Genomic DNA, 17,106 nt, shown 5'->3' on the forward strand with positions numbered 1-17,106 from the left:
CGCGACGGGCGCGGACCATGTCTCGACGGAGCTATTGCGGCCGGTCGATCGCGGTCAGCCAGGTAGCGCCGGCGGTGCGCAGGCCGGCGCGGGTCTTGGGATTGAACGCCAGGAAGCCGAGCACCAGCAGGATCGGCCAGCCGATCAGCGTGACGAAGAAGCCCAGGACGACAAGACCGATCAGCAGCACCGCAACAAGCTGCGTGACTCCGTCCTGGTCGAGCCGGATACGCCGCGGCCCCTCGCCATCATACCAGCGCGCGCTGACGAAACTGAATCCCTCCCCTCCAGCATAGCGCCCAAGGGGTTCGGGCGAGCCTGACGGGCGGGGTGGGGATTGAACCTGTGATTGCGGTCGCGGTGCTTCCATGGCGCGCCGCCGGTCCGCAAATAGTTCGGGCCTGGATACGACAACAGGCGCGGAGGAAGACCGCCCCGCCTGCGTATCGATCACGATCAGGCGACGCCCCTGCTCCACTACACGGTAGCGGGTCGGGGGCATGTCCATCGGATCAGCCGAACTTGCTCTTGAGCGCCAGCATCGCCAGCGCCGCCTTAGCAGCCTCGCCGCCCTTGTCCTTCTCGTCCGGCTTGGCGCGGGTGAGCGCCTGGGCCTCGTTCTCGACAGTGAGGATGCCGTTGCCGATCGGCAGCGAATCCATCGCCAGCGCCATCAGGCCGCGGGCGCTTTCGTTCGAAACGACCTCGAAGTGATAGGTCTCGCCGCGGATCACCACGCCAAGCGCGACGAACGCGTCGTAGCGGCCGCTCTCCGCCGCCATCGCCACCGCGCCGGGAATCTCGAGCGCGCCGGGGACGGTGATGGTCTCGTGGCTGTGGCCCGCTCCCTCGATCGCGGCGCGCGCGCCTTCGAGCAGCAGGTCATTCAGATGCGCGTAGAAACGCGCTTCGACGATCAGGACACGTGCCAAGTCATTCTCCGGTATCGATGGGACGCTCGCCGACGATCGACAGGCCATAGCCGTCGAGTCCCACGAGCGTGTGGTGCGTATTGGTGAGCAGGACCATGTCCTGCACGCCGAGTTCGGTGAGGATCGTCGCGCCGACGCCATAGTCGCGCAGCTCGTCCATGTCCTTTTCCTCGAGCGTGCCGGCGCGTGCCTGGAGCGCGACGGTGAACTGATCGGGGCGCGGCTTGTTGATCACCACGACCACGCCAGAACCCTCCTCGGCAATGAGCTCCATCGACCGGCGCAGCAGACCGCCGCGCGCACCGCCCTCGCCGAAGATGTCAGAGAAGGGCGACAGCGCGTGCATGCGGACGAGCGTGGGCTTGGCGGGATCGATCTTGCCCTTGACCAGCGCGACCTGCTCGCTCTCGGTTGCCTTGTTCCAGAAAGTCAGCGCGGTCCACTCGCCGCCCCACTCGCTCTCGAACCGCGTCTCGGCACGCTTCTCGACGAGATGGTCGTGGCGGCGGCGATAGGCGATCAGGTCGCGGATCGTGCCGAGCTTGAGATTGTGGAACTGGGCGAAGGCGATGAGATCGTCGAGACGGGCCATGGTGCCGTCGTCCTTCATGATCTCGCAGATCACACCCGACGGATTGAGCCCGGCAAGCCGCGCCAGATCGACCGCAGCCTCGGTATGGCCGGTGCGGACGAGAACACCGCCGTCCTTGGCGATCAACGGGAAGACATGGCCGGGCGAGGTGATCGCATCCGGACCGTTGGTCGCATCGATCGCCACCGCGACGGTGCGCGCACGATCGGCGGCGGAGATACCGGTCGAGATGCCTTCCTTCGCCTCGATGGAGACAGTGAAGGCGGTGCCCAGCGGGGTGCCGTTGATGCGTGCCATCGGCTCCAGCTGAAGCTGTCGGCCGCGCTCGGCGGTAAGCGCCAGGCAGATCAGGCCACGGCCGAAGCGCGCCATGAAATTGACCGCGTCGGGCGTCGCCATCTGGGCGGGGATGACGAGGTCGCCCTCATTCTCACGGTCCTCGTCATCGACGAGGATAACCATGCGGCCGTTACGGGCCTCGTCGATCAGCTCCTCGGGCGAGGAGAGGAAACCATGCTTCAGGCGGGCGAGTTCAGGCTTTGCCACGGAGCGCCTCCATGCGCTGCAGGTAACGGGCGAGCACGTCGATCTCGAGATTGACGGCCTGCCCTGCTTCAAGTGCGCCGAACGTGGTAACGGCGGCGGTGTGCGGAATGATGTTGAGGTCGAACTCGACGCCGGCATCGGTGTCGCGCACCGCATTGACGGTGAGCGAGACGCCATCGACGGTGATCGAGCCCTTGGGCGCGACATAGGGCGCGAGCTCGGGGCCGGCGGCGATCACGATGTGATGCGAGCCGCCGATCTCCTCGATCGACTTGACCGTGCCGATGCCATCGACATGGCCGGTGACGATATGGCCGCCCAGCTCGTCGCCGAGCTTGAGCGCGCGCTCCAGGTTGAGCTTGCGGCCCGAGGTCCACATGCCCTCGGCCGTGCGGCTGATCGTCTCGCCCGACACGTCGAACGCGACCCAGGCCGGGCCCTTGTCGACCACGGTCAGGCAGACGCCCGAGCAGGAGATGGACGCACCGAGATCGATGCCCCCGGTTTCATAGGCGGTGGAGACGCGGACATGCAGGTCGCCCTGCTTCTCGGTTGCCTCGACGGTGCCGATATCGGTGACGATTCCAGTAAACATCAGGCGCGCTCGTAGGCCTCCATCCTGTCCTTGCCAAGCATGCGGCTTTCTACCAGCCGCCAGCGATCCTGGGCATCGCCCAGCCGGGTGAGACCAATATCCCCAAGCGCCGGCCGCCCGTCGCCGCCGATCAGGATCGGCGCGCGGTAGAGCAGCAGCCGATCGACCAGGTCGGCGCGCAGGAAGGACGCTGCGGTCTCGGCCCCGCCCTCGACGAACAGATGGTTGATGCCCTCCAGCTTCGCAATGTCCGCCGGGGATTTCAGTTCACCGGCAGCAGAAAGCACCAGCCTGCGCGGCGAACGATCCTCGAGGCCGGGCAGGCGGACGTCGAGCCGGGGGGTGTCGATCTCCATCGTCCGCCGGCCGACCAGGATCGCCTCGTGCCGGGCACGCTCGAGATGGGTATGCGCCCGCGCCTGTTCACCGGTGATCCATTTGCTCTCGCCCGAAGCAAGCGCGATGCGGCCGTCGAGCGAGGTGGCGAGCTTGAGCGTGACGAACGGGCGCCCCCGCTCCAGCCGGGTGAGGAAACCGGCCATCGAACGCCGCGCCTCTTCGGTGCGGACGCCTTCGGTCACTTCGATTCCGGCGGCACGCAGGCGGGCGGTCCCTGCCCCATTGGTGCGTGGATCTGGATCGCCAAGTGCGATTACCACGCGGGCGACGTCGGCAGCGGCCAGCAGGTTGGAGCAGGCCGGTCCGCGCACCGACTCATGCGCGCAGGGTTCGAGCGTGACGTAGGCAGTTGCGCCGCGCGACTTCTTGCCGGCCTGCGCCAGTGCCATCGCTTCGGCATGCGGCCGGCCGCCGGGTTGGGTCCAGCCGCGTCCGACGGCGATTCCATCGCGCACGATCACGCAGCCGACATTGGGATTGGGCGCAGTCCGCCCCCTGCCCCGCTCCGCCAGCGCGAGCGCAGCCCCCATCCAGCGCGTGTCGCTCAGAAGCCGTGCTGGGTCAGCCAATCGTCATATTTCTTGAATTCGGCCTGACGCTTCTTCTGCGCCGCCTCATATTCGGCCTTGCGCTTCAGCTCCTCGGGCAGGTCCTTGGCCTGCTGCGCCTTGATATCGGCGTCGCTGCGATCGAGGCGCCATTGCTGCACATAGATGATGTCGCGCTTGTAGGGCGCCTCGACGGCCGAATCCTTCACGAACATGTAGAGGATCACCAGCGTGACCACCATGGCGAGCATCATGAACCACAGCTCATAGGTCTTGCGGGTGGCAAGCCAGCGCCTGAAATCGCCAAAGGCGAGCAGCGGGTTGAATCTCTTGAGGTAGTCCATCTTGGTGCCGAAGATAGGAGCGCGGGGGCCCGAGAGCCAGCCCCCGCGCTATCAAGAACGTCCCGTTACTGGTCCTTGATCTCGAAGGTGACGCTGAGCGTCATCCAACTTTCCTCCGCGACGCCGCCGCGCGTCGCCGGCTTGAAGCGCCATTTGGACAGTGCCTGGCGCTTGGTCGCGTCGAAGAAGGCGGCGCTGGTGGCACTGACCTGCTCGACCGATTTCACTCGACCATCGGCGCCGACCAGCACCCGGACCGAGACGCGTCCGTCGCGCTGGGCACGCAGTTCGGAGGCGGGATAGGCGGGCTGGAAGTCCTCGGCGTAGCGCGGGTCACGGCGCGCGCCGACCAAAGGCAGCACCGCGGGCTCGACGCGCGGTTCCGGCTTGAACACCGGGCCAGTTTCGACCGGCTTGCTGTTGTCCGGTGTGACCGACGGGATATCCGGCGTGGTTTCGATCCTGTTGTCGGTGGGCATGGTCTTGATGACCGGATCGGGCGCAGTGACGGGCGGCTGCATTGCCGGCTTGGGATCGGGCTTGGGCTGTTCCTTGGGTTTCTCGACCGGCGGCGGCAGCCGCTCCTCGACCGGATAGGTGGTGAGGGTGGTGTCCCTGATGATCCGGACGAAGTTGGGCGAGGAATAGATCATCCCGATGATGATCGCCCCGCTGAAGAGCAGCGACGCCCCGATACTGACGGTGCGCGATTGCTGGGGCCGGTAGCGAGTTTCAGCGTACATGGCGTTGCACTCCATCTCCATTGCCGGACTGAGCCGACTCCAGTGATGATACAACATTACATTTTGCGTGCAAATGTTTTTGCGATCATGTGCCGCGCAGGCGCTCCAGGGCAGCATCCTTGCCGATCAGCGGGAGCAAAGCCGCCATGTCCGGGCCATGCTCGCGGCCGGTAAGGGCGAGGCGCAGGGGCAGGAACAGCGCGCGGCCCTTGCGGCCGGTCGCTTCCTTGAGCGCGCCGGTGAGCGCCGGCCAGGGGTCTGCCCAGTCGAGCCCGGTGGCGATCCCGGCGGCCTGGGCGAGGAAGGCGCGGTCCTCCTCGGCGATCTCGGCATGCACCGGGCCTTCGACCACCTGCCACCAGTCGGCGGCTTCGGCGACAGTGGAGAGGTTGGGGCGGATCGCGTCCCAGCCTGCTTCGCTCATGCCGGCGGGCAGGCGATCCTGCACGGCTGCATAGCCGAGCTGGTGGACGATGCGGGCGTTGAGCTGGGCCAGTTCCTCCTCGTCGAACCGCGCGGGCGCGCGGCCGAACCGGGCGAAGTCGAAGCTTTCGACCAGCGGCGCCGAATCGACAAAGGGCTCGACGGGATCGCTGGTGCCGAGTCTGGCTAGCAGGGCGCGCAGGGCCTGGGATTCGATCCCTGCTCCGCGGAAATGATCCAACCCGAGCGAACCGAGCCGTTTGGAGAGCTTGCCTTCGCTGCCGGTGAGCAGGGCCTCATGGGCAAAGCGGGGCGGCTCGGCACCGAGCGCGGCGAACATCTGGAGCTGGGTCGCGGTATTCGAGACATGATCCTCGCCCCGCACGACATGGCTGATGCCCATATCGATATCGTCGATCACCGAGGGGAGCAGATAGAGCCAGCTGCCGTCGGCGCGGCGCACCACCGGATCGCTCATCGTCTTCGGATCGAAGCGCTGCGGGCCGCGGACCATGTCGTCCCACTCGATCATGGCGTCATGGTCGAGCTTGAAGCGCCAGTGCGGGCGGACGCCCTCGGCCTCCAGCTTCGCCTTGTCCGCATCGCTCAGCGCCAGCGCAGCGCGGTCATAGACCGGCGGCAGGCCGCGCCCGAGCAGCACCTTGCGCTTGAGCTCCAGCTCCTGCGCCGTCTCGTACGCCGGATAGACCCGCCCCGCGGCCGCCAGCTCGGCCAGCCGCGCCTCGTAGCGATCGAACCGGGCCGACTGGCGTTCCTCGCCATCGGGATGCAGCCCCAGCCAGGCGAGATCAGCGCGGATCGCCGCGACGAAGCGCTCCTCCGAGCGCTCGCCATCGGTATCGTCGATCCGCAGCAGGAACCGCCCGCCATGCCGCTTCGCGAACATCCAGTTGTGGAGCGCGGTGCGGATATTGCCGACATGGAGCGTGCCGGTGGGGCTCGGCGCGAAGCGGGTGGTGACGGTCATGTGCTGCCCTTAGCCGTGCCGTGAAAGCCACGCCACCGATGCATTAGCCGTGTATAAGCACTTCCCCGTCTTGCCCCGCCGGGAATCGGCTGACAAAGGGGCGCAACGGGACACGCTGGAGATTTTCGATGAAATTGTTGGCCGGCAATTCGAACGCGCCGCTCGCCAAGGCGATCGCCGAGTATCTCGAGATTCCGCTGACCCAGGCGAATGTCCGCCGCTTCGCGGATGAGGAGATCTTCGTCGAGATCCTCGAGAATGTCCGCGGCGAGGACGTCTTCGTGCTCCAGTCGACCAGCTATCCGGCGAACGACAACCTGATGGAGATGCTGATCATGATCGATGCGCTGAAGCGCGCATCGGCCAAGCGCATCACCGCGGTGCTCCCCTATTTCGGCTATGCCCGCCAGGACCGTAAGCCGGGTCCGCGCACCCCGATCTCGGCCAAGCTGGTCGCCAACCTGGTGACCACCGCCGGCGCCGACCGTGTCCTCTCGGTCGATCTGCATGCCGGGCAGATCCAGGGCTTCTTCGACATTCCGACCGACAATCTCTTCGCCGCACCGGTGATGAGCGCCGACATCCACAGCCGCTTCCCCGACAAGAAGTGGATGGTGGTCTCGCCCGACGTGGGCGGCGTGGTCCGCGCCCGCGCGCTGGCCAAGCGGCTGGAGAACGCTCCGCTCGCCATCGTCGACAAGCGCCGCGAGCGCCCGGGCGAATCGGAAGTGATGAACATCATCGGCAATGTCGAAGGGCGCTTCTGCATCCTGATCGACGACATCGTCGATTCGGCGGGTACGCTGTGCAACGCCGCCGCCGCGCTCAAGGCGGCGGGCGCCGAGGACGTGGTCGCCTATTGCACGCACGGCGTGCTTTCGGGCGGTGCCGTCGCCCGGGTCGATGGTTCGGCGCTGGCCGAGCTGGTCATCACCGACTCGATCGGCAACCACGCCGTGATCGCCGAGAGCAGCAAGATCCGCCACCTGACGATCGCGCCGCTGCTTGCCGAAGCGGTCAAGCGCATCGCGGACGAGAGCTCGGTCTCCAGCCTGTTCGACTGATCTGCTTCCCCTCCCTGGAAGGGAGGGGAGTTCAGCGAAGCGCCTCGGCGACGAGGGCGATGCCGACTGCGATCATCAGCACATAGATCGCGGTGTAGAAGCGCGCCGCATCGACCTTGCGCACCAGCCAGACGCCGGCAACGGTGGAGACCAGCGCGAGCGGCAGCAGCGCGGCCGAGGTCATGAGGTTGGCCCGGGTGAACTGGCCGAGCGCGAGATAGGCCGGCACCTTGATCCAGTTGGTCGCGGCGAAGAAGATCGCGGTGGTGCCGACAAGCACATCGCGCGGCAGGTTGCGCGGCAGCACCCAGAGCTGGAAGGGCGGCTGGCCGGCATGGGCGATCTGGCTGGTGAAGCCCGAGGCGATTCCGAACAGCGATCCGATCCAGTCCGGCCAGCGGGCAGTGTCCTTCGGCGTCGCGTTGCGGGCGGCCCAGAGCCGATAGGCGCCGAACAGGATCGAGATCGCCCCGACCATCGCCATCACCGCCGCGGAGGGAACGCTGGCTGCGAACCAGTAGCCGAGCGCGATGCCGAGCATCGAGCCGGGCAGCATCCAGCCGAGCAGTTTCCAATCGACGGTGCGGCGGAACGCCCAGACACCGACCACATCCTGCGCGATCAGGATCGGCAGGGTGATCGCGGCGGCGCGGACCGGATCGATCGCGAAGGCGAGCAGGGGCAAGGAGAGGGCGCCCATCCCGGCGAACCCGCCCTTGGAAAGGCCGAGCAGGATCACCGCGGGCACGGCGAACGCGTAGAAATGCCAATCGGTGATCATGGCGCAGGCGCTACGGGCAAATGCCGGCAAGCGAAAGTGGGGGCCGCCATCCTCCTTCGTCATGCTGAACTTGTTTCAGCATCCAAGGCGCCGCGAGGGATATCGCCGGTGGAGAGTTGGACCCTGAAACAAGTTCAGGGTGACGGGGGAGTTGTGGGCAGCGCTGCCCTTCGGCGCCATCGGAGCTCGGCGCGGGGCGGCGTCATGCGCCTTCGCCTGAGACCCCGGCTTTCGCCGGGGTGACGGTTAGGTTAGGGGCAGGGTCCATGGCAGAGGATCGCAGCGGGCAAACCGTCGTCATGTTCATTTCCGAGCGCACCGGCACGGACCCGGCGGGCTATGCGGAGGCCGCGGCGCGGATGGATGCGCTGGCGGCGCAGCAGCCGGGCTATCGCGGCGTCGATCATGTCGGCAACGACCAGGCCCAGGCGATCACGCTCAGCTATTGGGCCGACGAAGCCAGCGCCGTGGCCTGGCGCCAGCATCCCGAACATGCCGAGACGCGCGAGGCCGGGCGCGGGCGCTGGTATAGCTGGTACATGCTCCATGTCGCCGAGATCGGGCGCAGCTATAGCTGGCAGCGGCCGTGAAGTTCCGGCGGGTCGACGGCACCTTCGGGCTGCTGTTCACCGTCATGCTCGTCATCGCGGCGGGCAATACCGCGCTGCAATCGGTGCTGCCGGCGCTCGGCCGTTCGCTCCATGCGCCCGACAGCGCCGTCGCCGCGGTCTTCTCGGTCTCCGCCCTGCTCTGGGTGATCTCCGCCCCCTTCTGGGCCAACCGGTCCGACCGGCATGGCCGCCGCCTGATGGTGCTGATCGGCATCGCCGGCTTCACCGTGTCGCTGGGCCTGTGCGGCCTGTGCCTGGCGCTGGGGATCAATGGCTGGCTGGGGCCGGTGGCGACCTTCATCGCCTTTGTCGCCGGACGGGTGATCTACGGGACCTTCGGATCGGCGGCGCCGCCGGCGGTGCAGGCGATCGTCGCCGGGCGGACCAGCCGCGAGGAGCGGACCCAGGCGCTGACCCTGCTCGCGTCCGCCTTCGGACTCGGCACGATCCTGGGCCCGGCGATCGCACCCTATCTTGTGATGGGGCATCTCTGGCCGGGAGGACCCTTGATAGGGCTCGCCGGCCCCGCCTTTGCCGCCAGCGCGATCGGCGCGGTGATCTGGATCGCCGCCGCCCGGGGCCTGCCCAAGGACGAGGGCCATGCCCATGGCGCCGCGATCTCCTATCCCTCGATCGGCGGGCAAGGCACCGGCGCCACGGTGACCGCCGCCACCGCCGAGGAGACCAGCGAGAATGTCCGCTATTTCGATCCGCGCATCCGCGCCTGGATCGTCGCGGGCCTGATCATCGGCCATGCCCAGGCGATGACCGGCCAGGCGATCGGCTTCCTGGTGATCGACCGGATGCAATTGCCCCCGGTGGAAGCGCTGCACCCGACCGGGCTGGTGCTGATGATCGGTGCCGGCGCGTCGCTGCTCGCGCAATGGGGACTGATCCCGATGCTCGACCTGCGCCCGCGCGCGCTGATCCTGACGGGTGCCGCGCTGGGGCTGCTCGGCTGCGTGGCGACCGGCACCGCGACGACGCTGTACGGCATCGCGATGGGCTATGCGCTGATCTCGCTGGGGATGGGCTTCGCCCGGCCGGGATTCACCGCTGGTGCCTCGCTGGGGGTAGGCGCGGAATCGCAGGGTTCGGTGGCGGGCAAGGTCACGTCGGTGAACGGCGCGGCGTTCGTGCTCGGGCCATCGATCGGGGTGGGGCTATACGAGGTGTGGCGGCCGCTGCCGTACCTGACCGCGGCGGGGGCGCTGGGGTGTCTGCTGGTCTATGCCTGGGTGGCGACGCGGCGGGCATGAACGCGCCTCCCCTCCCTTCCAGGGAGGGGATCGAGGGGTGGGTAGAGGCCTGGCAATACGGATGCCGCATCGCCAGGCCATTCCGGAACGCGAGCACTCCACCCACCCCCAGCCCCTCCCTTGCAGGGAGGGGAGCGATAGTGGTCAGTCCGCACCCTTCGGGCCGCGGCCCTGGAGCATGCCGGGAGCGATGAACCCCAGCGGCTGGATCGCCGAGGCCTGCTGCTTCAGCCGGCCCGACATCGCCTGGTACTCATTCTCCATCTCGGGCGTGACCGTGGCGCGCGAATCGGCGAGTGCCTCGTCGAAATGCGCCTGCGTCACTTCCTTGGTCTGGAGCGACTGGCGCAGCGCGACCAGGCCGGCGCGGCGGACCACATCCTCCAGATCGGCACCGGTATAGCGCTCGGTCTGCTCGGCGATCGCCTTGAGATCGACGTCGCCGGCGAGCGGCATCTTCTCGGTCTGGATGCGCAGGATCCGTTCCCGTCCGGCCGCATCGGGCACGCCGACATAGATCAGCTCGTCGAACCGTCCGGGACGCAGCAGCGCCGGGTCGATCAGGTTCGGCCGGTTGGTCGCCCCGATCACCACCACAGACTGCAGCTCCTCGAGCCCGTCCATCTCGGACAGGATCGTATTGACCACGCGCTCGGTCGCCTGGGGCTCGCCCAGGCCGCCGCCACGCGCCGGCACCAGCGAATCGAGCTCGTCGATGAAGATCACGCAGGGCGCGACCTGGCGGGCACGGGCGAACAGGCGCGCAATCTGCTGCTCCGATTCGCCATACCATTTGCTGAGCAGGTCGCTCGACTTGGTGGCGATGAAGTTCGCCTCCGCCTCGCGCGCGACGGCCTTGGCGAGCAGGGTCTTGCCGGTGCCCGGAGGCCCATAGAGCAGGAAGCCCTTGGCCGGGCGGATGCCGAGGCGGCGGAACGCGTCGGGATCCTTCAAGGGCAGCTCGACGCCTTCCTTGAGCCGCATCTGGGCATCGTCGAGCCCGCCGACATCCTCCCAGCGGACGCGCGGCGCCTCGACCATCACTTCGCGCATCGCCGAAGGCTGGACGCGCTTGAGCGCCTCGAGGAAGTCCTCGCGGGTGACGGCAAGGGTATCGAGCACCTCGGGCGGGATCGTGCCCTTCTCCAGATCGAGCTTCGGCATGATCCGGCGCACCGCCTCGATCGCCGCCTCGCGGGCGAGCGCCGACAGGTCGGCGCCGACAAAGCCGAAGGTGGTGCGGGCGAGCTCGCCGAGATCGACCTTGTCGCCGAGCGGCATGCCGCGGGTGTGGATGCCGAGAATCTCGCGGCGGCCCCGCTCGTCCGGCACGCCGACGACGATCTCGCGGTCGAACCGGCCCGGCCGGCGCAGCGCCTCGTCGATCGCATCGGGGCGATTGGTCGCGGCGATGACGACGATGTTGGCGCGCGCCTCGAGCCCGTCCATCAGCGTGAGCAGCTGGGCGACGAGGCGCTTCTCCGCCTCGCCCGAAACCTGGCCGCGCTTGGGCGCGATCGAATCGATCTCGTCGATGAAGACGATCGACGGCGCCGCCTTGGCCGCTTCCTCGAAGATCTGGCGCAGGCGCCCCTCCGATTCGCCATAGGCCGAGCCCATGATCTCGGGCCCGTTGATCAGGAAGAACTGCGCGTCCGACTCGTTGGCGACGGCGCGGGCGAGCCGCGTCTTGCCGGTGCCGGGCGGGCCATGGAGGAGCACGCCCTTGGGCGGATCGACGCCCAGGCGCTGGAAGAGCTCGGGATAGCGCAAGGGAAGCTCGACCATTTCGCGGAGCTGGTCGATCGTGCCGGCCATGCCGCCGATATCGTCATAGGTGACGTCGGCGCGGCGGCCGTCGCCGCCGACCTCCTCATATTCGGGGCGCAGCTCGACCTCGGTATTCTCGTCGATATGGACGATGCCCTTGGGGCTGGCCGAGACGACGTTGAGGCGAATCTCCTGCAGCGCATAGGCGGGCGCGCGGAGGAACTGGGCGACCTGGGGCGGGATGTCCGCGCGCTGCTGGGCGTTCGTGTTGACGACATCGCCCTGGGCCAGCGGGCGCTGGAAGAAGACGCGCTTGAGCGCCTCGCCGCTGCCCTGGAGGCGGAGATTCTGCTGGGCAGGCGCGAACACCACGCGAGTCGCGGGCTTGGACACCGCCTTGCGCACCTCGACGAAATCGCCCGAGCCGACACCGGCATTGGCGCGCTGGAGGCCGTCGATGCGCAGGATCTCGAGGCCCTCGTCCTCGGCATAGGGCAGCACGGCAAGCGCCGGGGTGGCGCGCTTGCCGACGATCTCGATCACATCGCCTTCGGTGAGGCCGAGCCGCGCCATCAGGGCGCGCGGCAGATGCGCGAGGCCACGGCCGCTGTCCTCGGGCCGGGCATTGGCAACTTGCAGCTTGATCGGCTGCGCTTCTTCGTCCGCCATGTTTCTGTTCTCCGCAGGCGTTGTGCGGGGAACATGGGGTGCGGATTTCGCCGCCGCAACGGCGGAGGCGGCAGCGCCCGGCACCGGGCATGGCCCGGCGCGAATCGCGCGGCCAAAAAAAAGGCCGATCTCGAGGACCGGCCGGGAAAGTTTTAGGAGAGGATGCCTGAAAGGCACGTGCTTTGTGCAGTGCGGCCGGTTTTTGTGCAAGTGCGAAAAGAAACATTAACGCGTGCACAACTTGCAATCGGTGATAACAAAGGTGATATATGGCTAACACCCAAAAGGGCATTGGCGTGGAGCAAAACCCACGCCAAGGATAATGACGCAGCGCAACAAAAAGAGAGCGAGATGCGACGACTTCCTCCCCTGACGGCAATCGAGGCGTTCGTGCAGGTCGCGCGACTGGGATCGATCAAGGCTGCCGCCGAGGAGCTGGCGCTTTCCTCGCCGGCACTGAGCCGCCGCGTCCAGGCGCTCGAGCGCTTCATCGGCAAGCCGCTGTTCGAGCGGCGCCACCAGGCGCTCAAGCTCAACGACGATGGCGACCGGCTGCTCGGCATGATCGCCCCGGCGCTCGATACCATGGCCGATGCGGTGGAGACGATGACCAGCGGCACCGAGCTGCTGCGCCTGCGCCTCGGCCTGTTGCCGCTGTTCGCGACCCAGCGGCTGATGCCGCACATGGGCGACCTCAAGCGCAAGCATCCCGAGCTCCACCTCGACGTCGACACCGGCGGCCATGCGGTGGCGCGGCTGGGCGACGGGCTCGACGCGGCGATCGTGGTGGCGCGCGACATCGACCCGACGCTCTACGCCAAGCGGCTCGACCGCAACCGCGTCTATGTGATCGGCGCGCGCTCGCTGCTGGAAGGTGCCGACCCGATCACCCGGCCGGAGCAATTGTCGAAGCTGACCGCGCTGGTCCACCGCGACATGGCGGACACGTTCACGGCATGGCGCGCGGCGGCGGGGCTCTCGGAGCAGGAAATCGAGCCGGCCGCGATCGACCATTTCGATTCGGGCACGCTGATGCTCGAGGCGGCCGCGCAGGGCCTTGGCGTCGCCTTCATGCTCGAATCGCATTTCGAGGCGGCGCGCGACGACCGGCTGGTCCAGCTCTTCGACCTGACCGTGGAGAGCGATTACAGCTACTGGTTCGTCTGCCGCCCGCGCGCGCTGACCACGCGGCCGGTGAAGCTGTTCCACGACTGGCTGATCGACGTGCTCGAAGCAGATCGCGTCGCCTAGATACAAAAAGCCCCTCCGGATCGGGAGGGGCTCTTCGTTCGATCAGGCCTCGGTACGGGCCTTGACGATCTTGCCCGGCTCGCGCGGCGGCTCGCCCTTGGGAAGCGCATCGACATGCTCCATGCCCTCGGTGACCACACCCCAGACGGTGTACTGGCCGTCGAGGAAGGTCGCGTCGTCGAGGCAGATGAAGAACTGCGAGTTGGCGCTGTTCGGATCCATCGTGCGCGCCATCGAGCAGACGCCGCGGACATGCGGCTCGCGGCTGAACTCGGCGGGCAGGTTGGGCAGCTTCGAGCCGCTCATGCCGGTGCCGGTGGGATCGCCGCCCTGCGCCATGAAGCCGTCGATCACGCGGTGGAAGATCACGCCGTCATAGAAGCCTTCGTCGGCAAGGGTAGCGATGCGCTCGACATGCTTGGGAGCGAGATCGGGACGCAGCTGGATGTGCACGTCGCCGGTATCGAGGGTCATGACGAGCTTGGTGGGTTCGGACACGCAGATTACTCCTGAGAAGGATTTGCACTGCACCTAGTAGCGCGCGGGGCGACTTGCAAATCACGGCCGGCAATGGCAGCGGCGAAGGAGGGGCGAACAAGGGAGGTCGAACCGTGAGCGAGACCGAACTTCAGGCGGACAACAGCGCGCCCGAGCCCCAGCTCGACGAGGATGATCGGCTGCGCCCCGAGTTCGTCGATGCGGTGCTCGACGCGGTCCATGACGGCGATGCCGCGCGCGCGCACGAACTGGCCGAGCCGCTCCACCCCGCCGACATCGCCGACCTGGTCGAGCTTGCGCCGTCCGAGGAACGCCCCGCGCTCGTCGCCGCCATTGCCGACCTGATCGACGGCGACGTGCTGGCCGAGATGAACGACTGGGTCCGCGAAGCGCTGGTCGAGTCGCTCACCGCCACCCAGGTCGCCGACATCGCGGCCGAGCTCGATACCGACGATGCCGTCGCGATCATCGAGGACATGGATGTCGAGGACCAGCGCGAGGTGCTGCGCGCGCTGGACCCCGACGACCGCGCCGCGATCGAGGAAGCGCTCTCCTATCCGGAGGAATCCGCCGGCCGCCTGATGCAGCGCGAGCTGATCGCGGTGCCCGAGCATTGGAGCGTGGGCGACGTCCTCGACTATCTCCGCAAGAACGAGGACCTCACCACCGATTTCTGGGAGATCTTCGTGGTCGACCCGGGCCACAAGCCGGTCGGCACCTGCCAGCTCTCCTGGGTGCTGCGCACGCCGCGCGTCGTCTCGATGGGCGATGTGATGAAGCGCGAGCAGACGCTGATCCCGGTCGACATGGACCAGGAGGAAGTGGCGCTGCGCTTCCAGAAATACGCGCTGATCTCCGCCGCCGTGGTCGATCCGAGCGGCCGCCTGGTCGGCATGATCACGGTGGACGACATCGTCCACATCATCTCCGAGGAAGCCGGCGAGGACGCGTTGCTGCTCTCCGGCGCCGGCGAAGGCGACATCAACGAGCCGGTGATCGACTCGTACAAGGGCCGCGTCCGCTGGCTGCTGACCAACCTGCTCACCGCGCTGGTGGCTGCGACGATCATCAGCCTGTTCGAAGGCACGATCCAGAAGATGGTCGCGCTGGCGGCGCTGATGCCGATCGTCGCCGGCGTGGGCGGCAATGCCGGCACCCAGACCATGGCGGTGACGGTGCGCGCACTCGCCACCAACCAGCTGACCCAGTCGAACACGCTGCGCGCGATCCAGCGCGAGATCTCGATCGCGCTGCTCAACGGCGTGACCGTCGCCTGTGTGATCGGCACGGCGGTGGGGCTGTTCTATCACCATGCGGCGCTGGGCGGGGTGATCGCGGCGGCGATGATGACCAACATCTTCATCGCGGGGCTTGCCGGCGTGGTCGTCCCGGTCACGCTCGACCGGCTCAAGGCCGATCCCGCGGTGGCCAGCTCGATCTTCGTGACGATGACCACCGACTCGATGGGGTTCCTCGCCTTTCTGGGCCTGGCCAGCGCGAGCGGGCTGGTCGGTTGATTGGGGCGGGCCGAACGCCCAGATTAGCGCCGTGCCACTCCATCTGACCAAGGTCGCCTTTGGCTGCGACTCCGTAGACTATCTCGCCCAGCGCCTCGCTTCGCGCGGCGACGTCTGGGGGCTGACCACCCGCTACCTGCCCAAGCGCCATGAGGAGATCGGCGGCGAGGGATCGCTGTTCTGGATCCTCAAGCACCAGCTGGTCGGCCGCACCCCGATCGTCGGATTCGGCGAAGCCGAAGGCGGGCGCACCGCGATCCTGATGGAACCGCGGCTGATCCTGGTCGCCAACCGCCCCAAGCGTGCCCACCAGGGCTGGCGCTATCTCGAAGGGACGGACGCGCCACCCGACCTGGGCGAGGCCGGGGCAGGGATGGAGGAACTTCCGCCGGCACTGATGGGCCAGCTGGCGGGGCTGGGGCTGATCTAGTTCGTGATCTTCTCGCAGGCGGCGAGCGCTTCGCCGGCGAGGTCGTCCAGAAGCGGCATGTCCGAAGGCTCCGCCCATATGCGGAGATCCCCGATCAGCGAGGGGTGCGCGCACAGCAGCGCGGCCTCGAGCATCGGCGCGCACACGCTTTCCCCGCCGAGCGCCTCCTGCACCAGCGGCAGGGCGATCTCGGGATCGCGGATCGCCAGACCGAGCATGGCCTCTCCGCGAATCACATCCTCCTCGTCCGACGCAGCGCGGAACAGCGCCTCGCGAACGGCCGGCGTATCGATCTCCTCCTGGGCGAGCAGCATGGTCGCCCAGTCGCGGTTCGATGCATCGTCATCGCGGGTCAGTGCGATGACCTGTTCGAGATTGGCATCGTCGGCAAGCGCCTGCTCCTCGGCGAGGATCGCCTTGAGCAGGGCGGACGAAGGCTCGTAGCGCTCGCCCTTCGCCATCTCAGTTCACCAGCAGCGGATAGGCGTTGCGGAACGCCGCCACTTTCGGCTTGTCCCAGCGCACGATGTAGGGGTGCGTCGGGTTCCGCCAGAAGAAGTCCTGGTGATAGGCTTCGGCCGGATAGAAAGTGCCCGTCTCCAGCTTCGTGACGATCGGCCGGGCGAAGGACCTGGCCTTGGTCAGCTGGTCGATATAGGCGGCGGCGACGCGGCGCTGGTCCTCGTCCTGCGGGAAGATCGCCGAGCGATAGCTGGGGCCGCGATCCGGGCCCTGGCGGTTGAGCTGGGTCGGATCGTGCGCCACCGAGAAATAGACGCGCAGCAGCGTGCCGTAGCTGACCTTGCGCGGATCATAGGCGATGCGCACCGCCTCGGCATGGCCGGTGCGCTCGGTCGACACCTGGCGATAGGTCGCGGTCTGCGCGGTGCCGCCCGCATAGCCGTTGGTCACCGAATGGACGCCCTTCACCGACTGGAAGACCGCTTCCATGCCCCAGAAGCAGCCGCCCGCCAGCACCGCGACCTGTTCGCCCTTGCTTGGTTTCACGTCGAGCGTGGGGACCGGTACGGGAACGGCACGCTCGACGACGCCCGCCGTCGAAAGCGCAGGGGCAACGAACAGCGCGGCTCCAAGGAGCGCGGCAGCGGGAAGCGACCATTTCAGCATGACCGCAATGTCGGGCTT

Annotated in this window: 19 protein-coding genes; 6 read left to right on the forward strand and 13 right to left on the reverse strand. The window is 67.6% G+C overall.

Annotation, left to right across the window (positions count from 1 at the left end; all coding sequences use genetic code 11):
• Positions 1-31: 31 nt before the first annotated feature.
• The 8 genes from AC1RJ5_RS13910 to gltX form a co-directional block, all read right to left on the reverse strand.
• Positions 32-190, reverse strand: a complete 159-nt coding sequence (locus tag AC1RJ5_RS13910) for a hypothetical protein (protein ID WP_269573373.1) — start codon at positions 188-190, stop codon at positions 32-34.
• 322 nt (positions 191-512) lie between these two features.
• On the reverse strand, positions 513-932 hold the full coding sequence (gene ribH, locus AC1RJ5_RS13915) for a 6,7-dimethyl-8-ribityllumazine synthase (RefSeq protein WP_493113851.1): 420 nt from the start codon (positions 930-932) through the stop codon (positions 513-515).
• 1 nt (position 933) lies between these two features.
• Positions 934-2,070 carry a 3,4-dihydroxy-2-butanone-4-phosphate synthase gene (gene ribB / locus AC1RJ5_RS13920; protein ID WP_269573372.1) on the reverse strand — a complete coding sequence of 379 codons (1,137 nt, stop codon included), beginning with the start codon at positions 2,068-2,070 and terminating at the stop codon, positions 934-936.
• Positions 2,057-2,665 (reverse strand): riboflavin synthase, encoded by a 609-nt coding sequence (locus AC1RJ5_RS13925; protein ID WP_269573371.1) that lies wholly within the window; start codon positions 2,663-2,665, stop codon positions 2,057-2,059. The genes ribB and AC1RJ5_RS13925 overlap by 14 nt, the downstream gene beginning before the upstream one ends.
• Positions 2,665-3,594, reverse strand: coding sequence for a bifunctional diaminohydroxyphosphoribosylaminopyrimidine deaminase/5-amino-6-(5-phosphoribosylamino)uracil reductase RibD (gene ribD / locus AC1RJ5_RS13930; RefSeq protein ID WP_342249281.1), 930 nt, complete (start codon positions 3,592-3,594; stop codon positions 2,665-2,667). Before ribD ends, AC1RJ5_RS13925 begins: the two co-directional genes overlap by 1 nt.
• Positions 3,595-3,608: 14 nt before the next feature.
• Complete coding sequence (locus AC1RJ5_RS13935; protein WP_184163191.1) at positions 3,609-3,956, reverse strand: hypothetical protein; 348 nt, start codon at positions 3,954-3,956, stop codon at positions 3,609-3,611.
• Positions 3,957-4,021: 65 nt separating this feature from the next.
• Entirely contained in the window at positions 4,022-4,699 is a 678-nt protein-coding gene (locus tag AC1RJ5_RS13940; protein WP_342249230.1) for an energy transducer TonB, read from the reverse strand.
• Between the two features lie 85 nt (positions 4,700-4,784).
• Complete coding sequence (gltX, locus tag AC1RJ5_RS13945; RefSeq protein WP_269573368.1) at positions 4,785-6,110, reverse strand: glutamate--tRNA ligase; 1,326 nt, start codon at positions 6,108-6,110, stop codon at positions 4,785-4,787.
• A gap of 128 nt (positions 6,111-6,238) precedes the next feature.
• On the opposite strand from gltX, the gene AC1RJ5_RS13950 reads away from it, so the two are divergent.
• Positions 6,239-7,174 carry a ribose-phosphate pyrophosphokinase gene (locus AC1RJ5_RS13950; RefSeq protein WP_184163198.1) on the forward strand — a complete coding sequence of 312 codons (936 nt, stop codon included), beginning with the start codon at positions 6,239-6,241 and terminating at the stop codon, positions 7,172-7,174.
• 31 nt (positions 7,175-7,205) lie between these two features.
• Here AC1RJ5_RS13950 and AC1RJ5_RS13955 read toward each other — a convergent pair whose 3' ends face one another.
• The gene (locus tag AC1RJ5_RS13955) at positions 7,206-7,955 is read right to left on the reverse strand and encodes a sulfite exporter TauE/SafE family protein (protein ID WP_493113855.1); all 750 of its coding nucleotides are present in this window, start codon (positions 7,953-7,955) and stop codon (positions 7,206-7,208) included.
• Positions 7,956-8,221: 266 nt separating this feature from the next.
• Between AC1RJ5_RS13955 and AC1RJ5_RS13960 the strand changes: the two genes are divergently transcribed.
• Both AC1RJ5_RS13960 and AC1RJ5_RS13965 read left to right on the forward strand, forming a co-directional pair.
• On the forward strand, positions 8,222-8,545 hold the full coding sequence (locus tag AC1RJ5_RS13960) for an antibiotic biosynthesis monooxygenase family protein (RefSeq protein WP_493113857.1): 324 nt from the start codon (positions 8,222-8,224) through the stop codon (positions 8,543-8,545).
• Between the two features lie 44 nt (positions 8,546-8,589).
• Positions 8,590-9,825, forward strand: coding sequence for an MFS transporter (locus AC1RJ5_RS13965; RefSeq protein ID WP_493114697.1), 1,236 nt, complete (start codon positions 8,590-8,592; stop codon positions 9,823-9,825).
• Positions 9,826-9,969: 144 nt separating this feature from the next.
• Here the strand turns inward: AC1RJ5_RS13965 and AC1RJ5_RS13970 are convergent, their stop codons facing one another.
• Positions 9,970-12,264 carry a CDC48 family AAA ATPase gene (locus tag AC1RJ5_RS13970; protein WP_342249233.1) on the reverse strand — a complete coding sequence of 765 codons (2,295 nt, stop codon included), beginning with the start codon at positions 12,262-12,264 and terminating at the stop codon, positions 9,970-9,972.
• A gap of 351 nt (positions 12,265-12,615) precedes the next feature.
• On the opposite strand from AC1RJ5_RS13970, the gene AC1RJ5_RS13975 reads away from it, so the two are divergent.
• Positions 12,616-13,515: a LysR substrate-binding domain-containing protein gene (locus tag AC1RJ5_RS13975; RefSeq protein ID WP_184163206.1), complete on the forward strand. Its 900-nt coding sequence runs from the start codon at positions 12,616-12,618 to the stop codon at positions 13,513-13,515.
• 42 nt (positions 13,516-13,557) lie between these two features.
• On the opposite strand, the gene AC1RJ5_RS13980 is transcribed toward AC1RJ5_RS13975, so the two are convergent.
• Positions 13,558-13,989 carry a peptidylprolyl isomerase gene (locus AC1RJ5_RS13980; RefSeq protein ID WP_221416155.1) on the reverse strand — a complete coding sequence of 144 codons (432 nt, stop codon included), beginning with the start codon at positions 13,987-13,989 and terminating at the stop codon, positions 13,558-13,560.
• Positions 13,990-14,126: 137 nt separating this feature from the next.
• Between AC1RJ5_RS13980 and mgtE the strand changes: the two genes are divergently transcribed.
• Together mgtE and AC1RJ5_RS13990 are read left to right on the forward strand one after the other, a co-directional pair.
• Positions 14,127-15,530: a magnesium transporter gene (mgtE, locus tag AC1RJ5_RS13985; protein WP_269573364.1), complete on the forward strand. Its 1,404-nt coding sequence runs from the start codon at positions 14,127-14,129 to the stop codon at positions 15,528-15,530.
• A 31-nt stretch (positions 15,531-15,561) separates the two neighbouring features.
• Positions 15,562-15,960 (forward strand): DUF1489 family protein, encoded by a 399-nt coding sequence (locus AC1RJ5_RS13990; protein ID WP_269573363.1) that lies wholly within the window; start codon positions 15,562-15,564, stop codon positions 15,958-15,960.
• On the opposite strand, the gene AC1RJ5_RS13995 is transcribed toward AC1RJ5_RS13990, so the two are convergent.
• Positions 15,957-16,421, reverse strand: a complete 465-nt coding sequence (locus AC1RJ5_RS13995) for a HEAT repeat domain-containing protein (protein WP_269573362.1) — start codon at positions 16,419-16,421, stop codon at positions 15,957-15,959. The genes AC1RJ5_RS13990 and AC1RJ5_RS13995 overlap by 4 nt on opposite strands.
• Before the next feature lies 1 nt (position 16,422).
• On the reverse strand, positions 16,423-17,088 hold the full coding sequence (gene msrA, locus AC1RJ5_RS14000) for a peptide-methionine (S)-S-oxide reductase MsrA (RefSeq protein ID WP_184163216.1): 666 nt from the start codon (positions 17,086-17,088) through the stop codon (positions 16,423-16,425).
• Positions 17,089-17,106: the final 18 nt, after the last annotated feature.

It is taken from the genome of Sphingomonas sp. GW822-FHT03G08 (assembly GCF_058801135.1).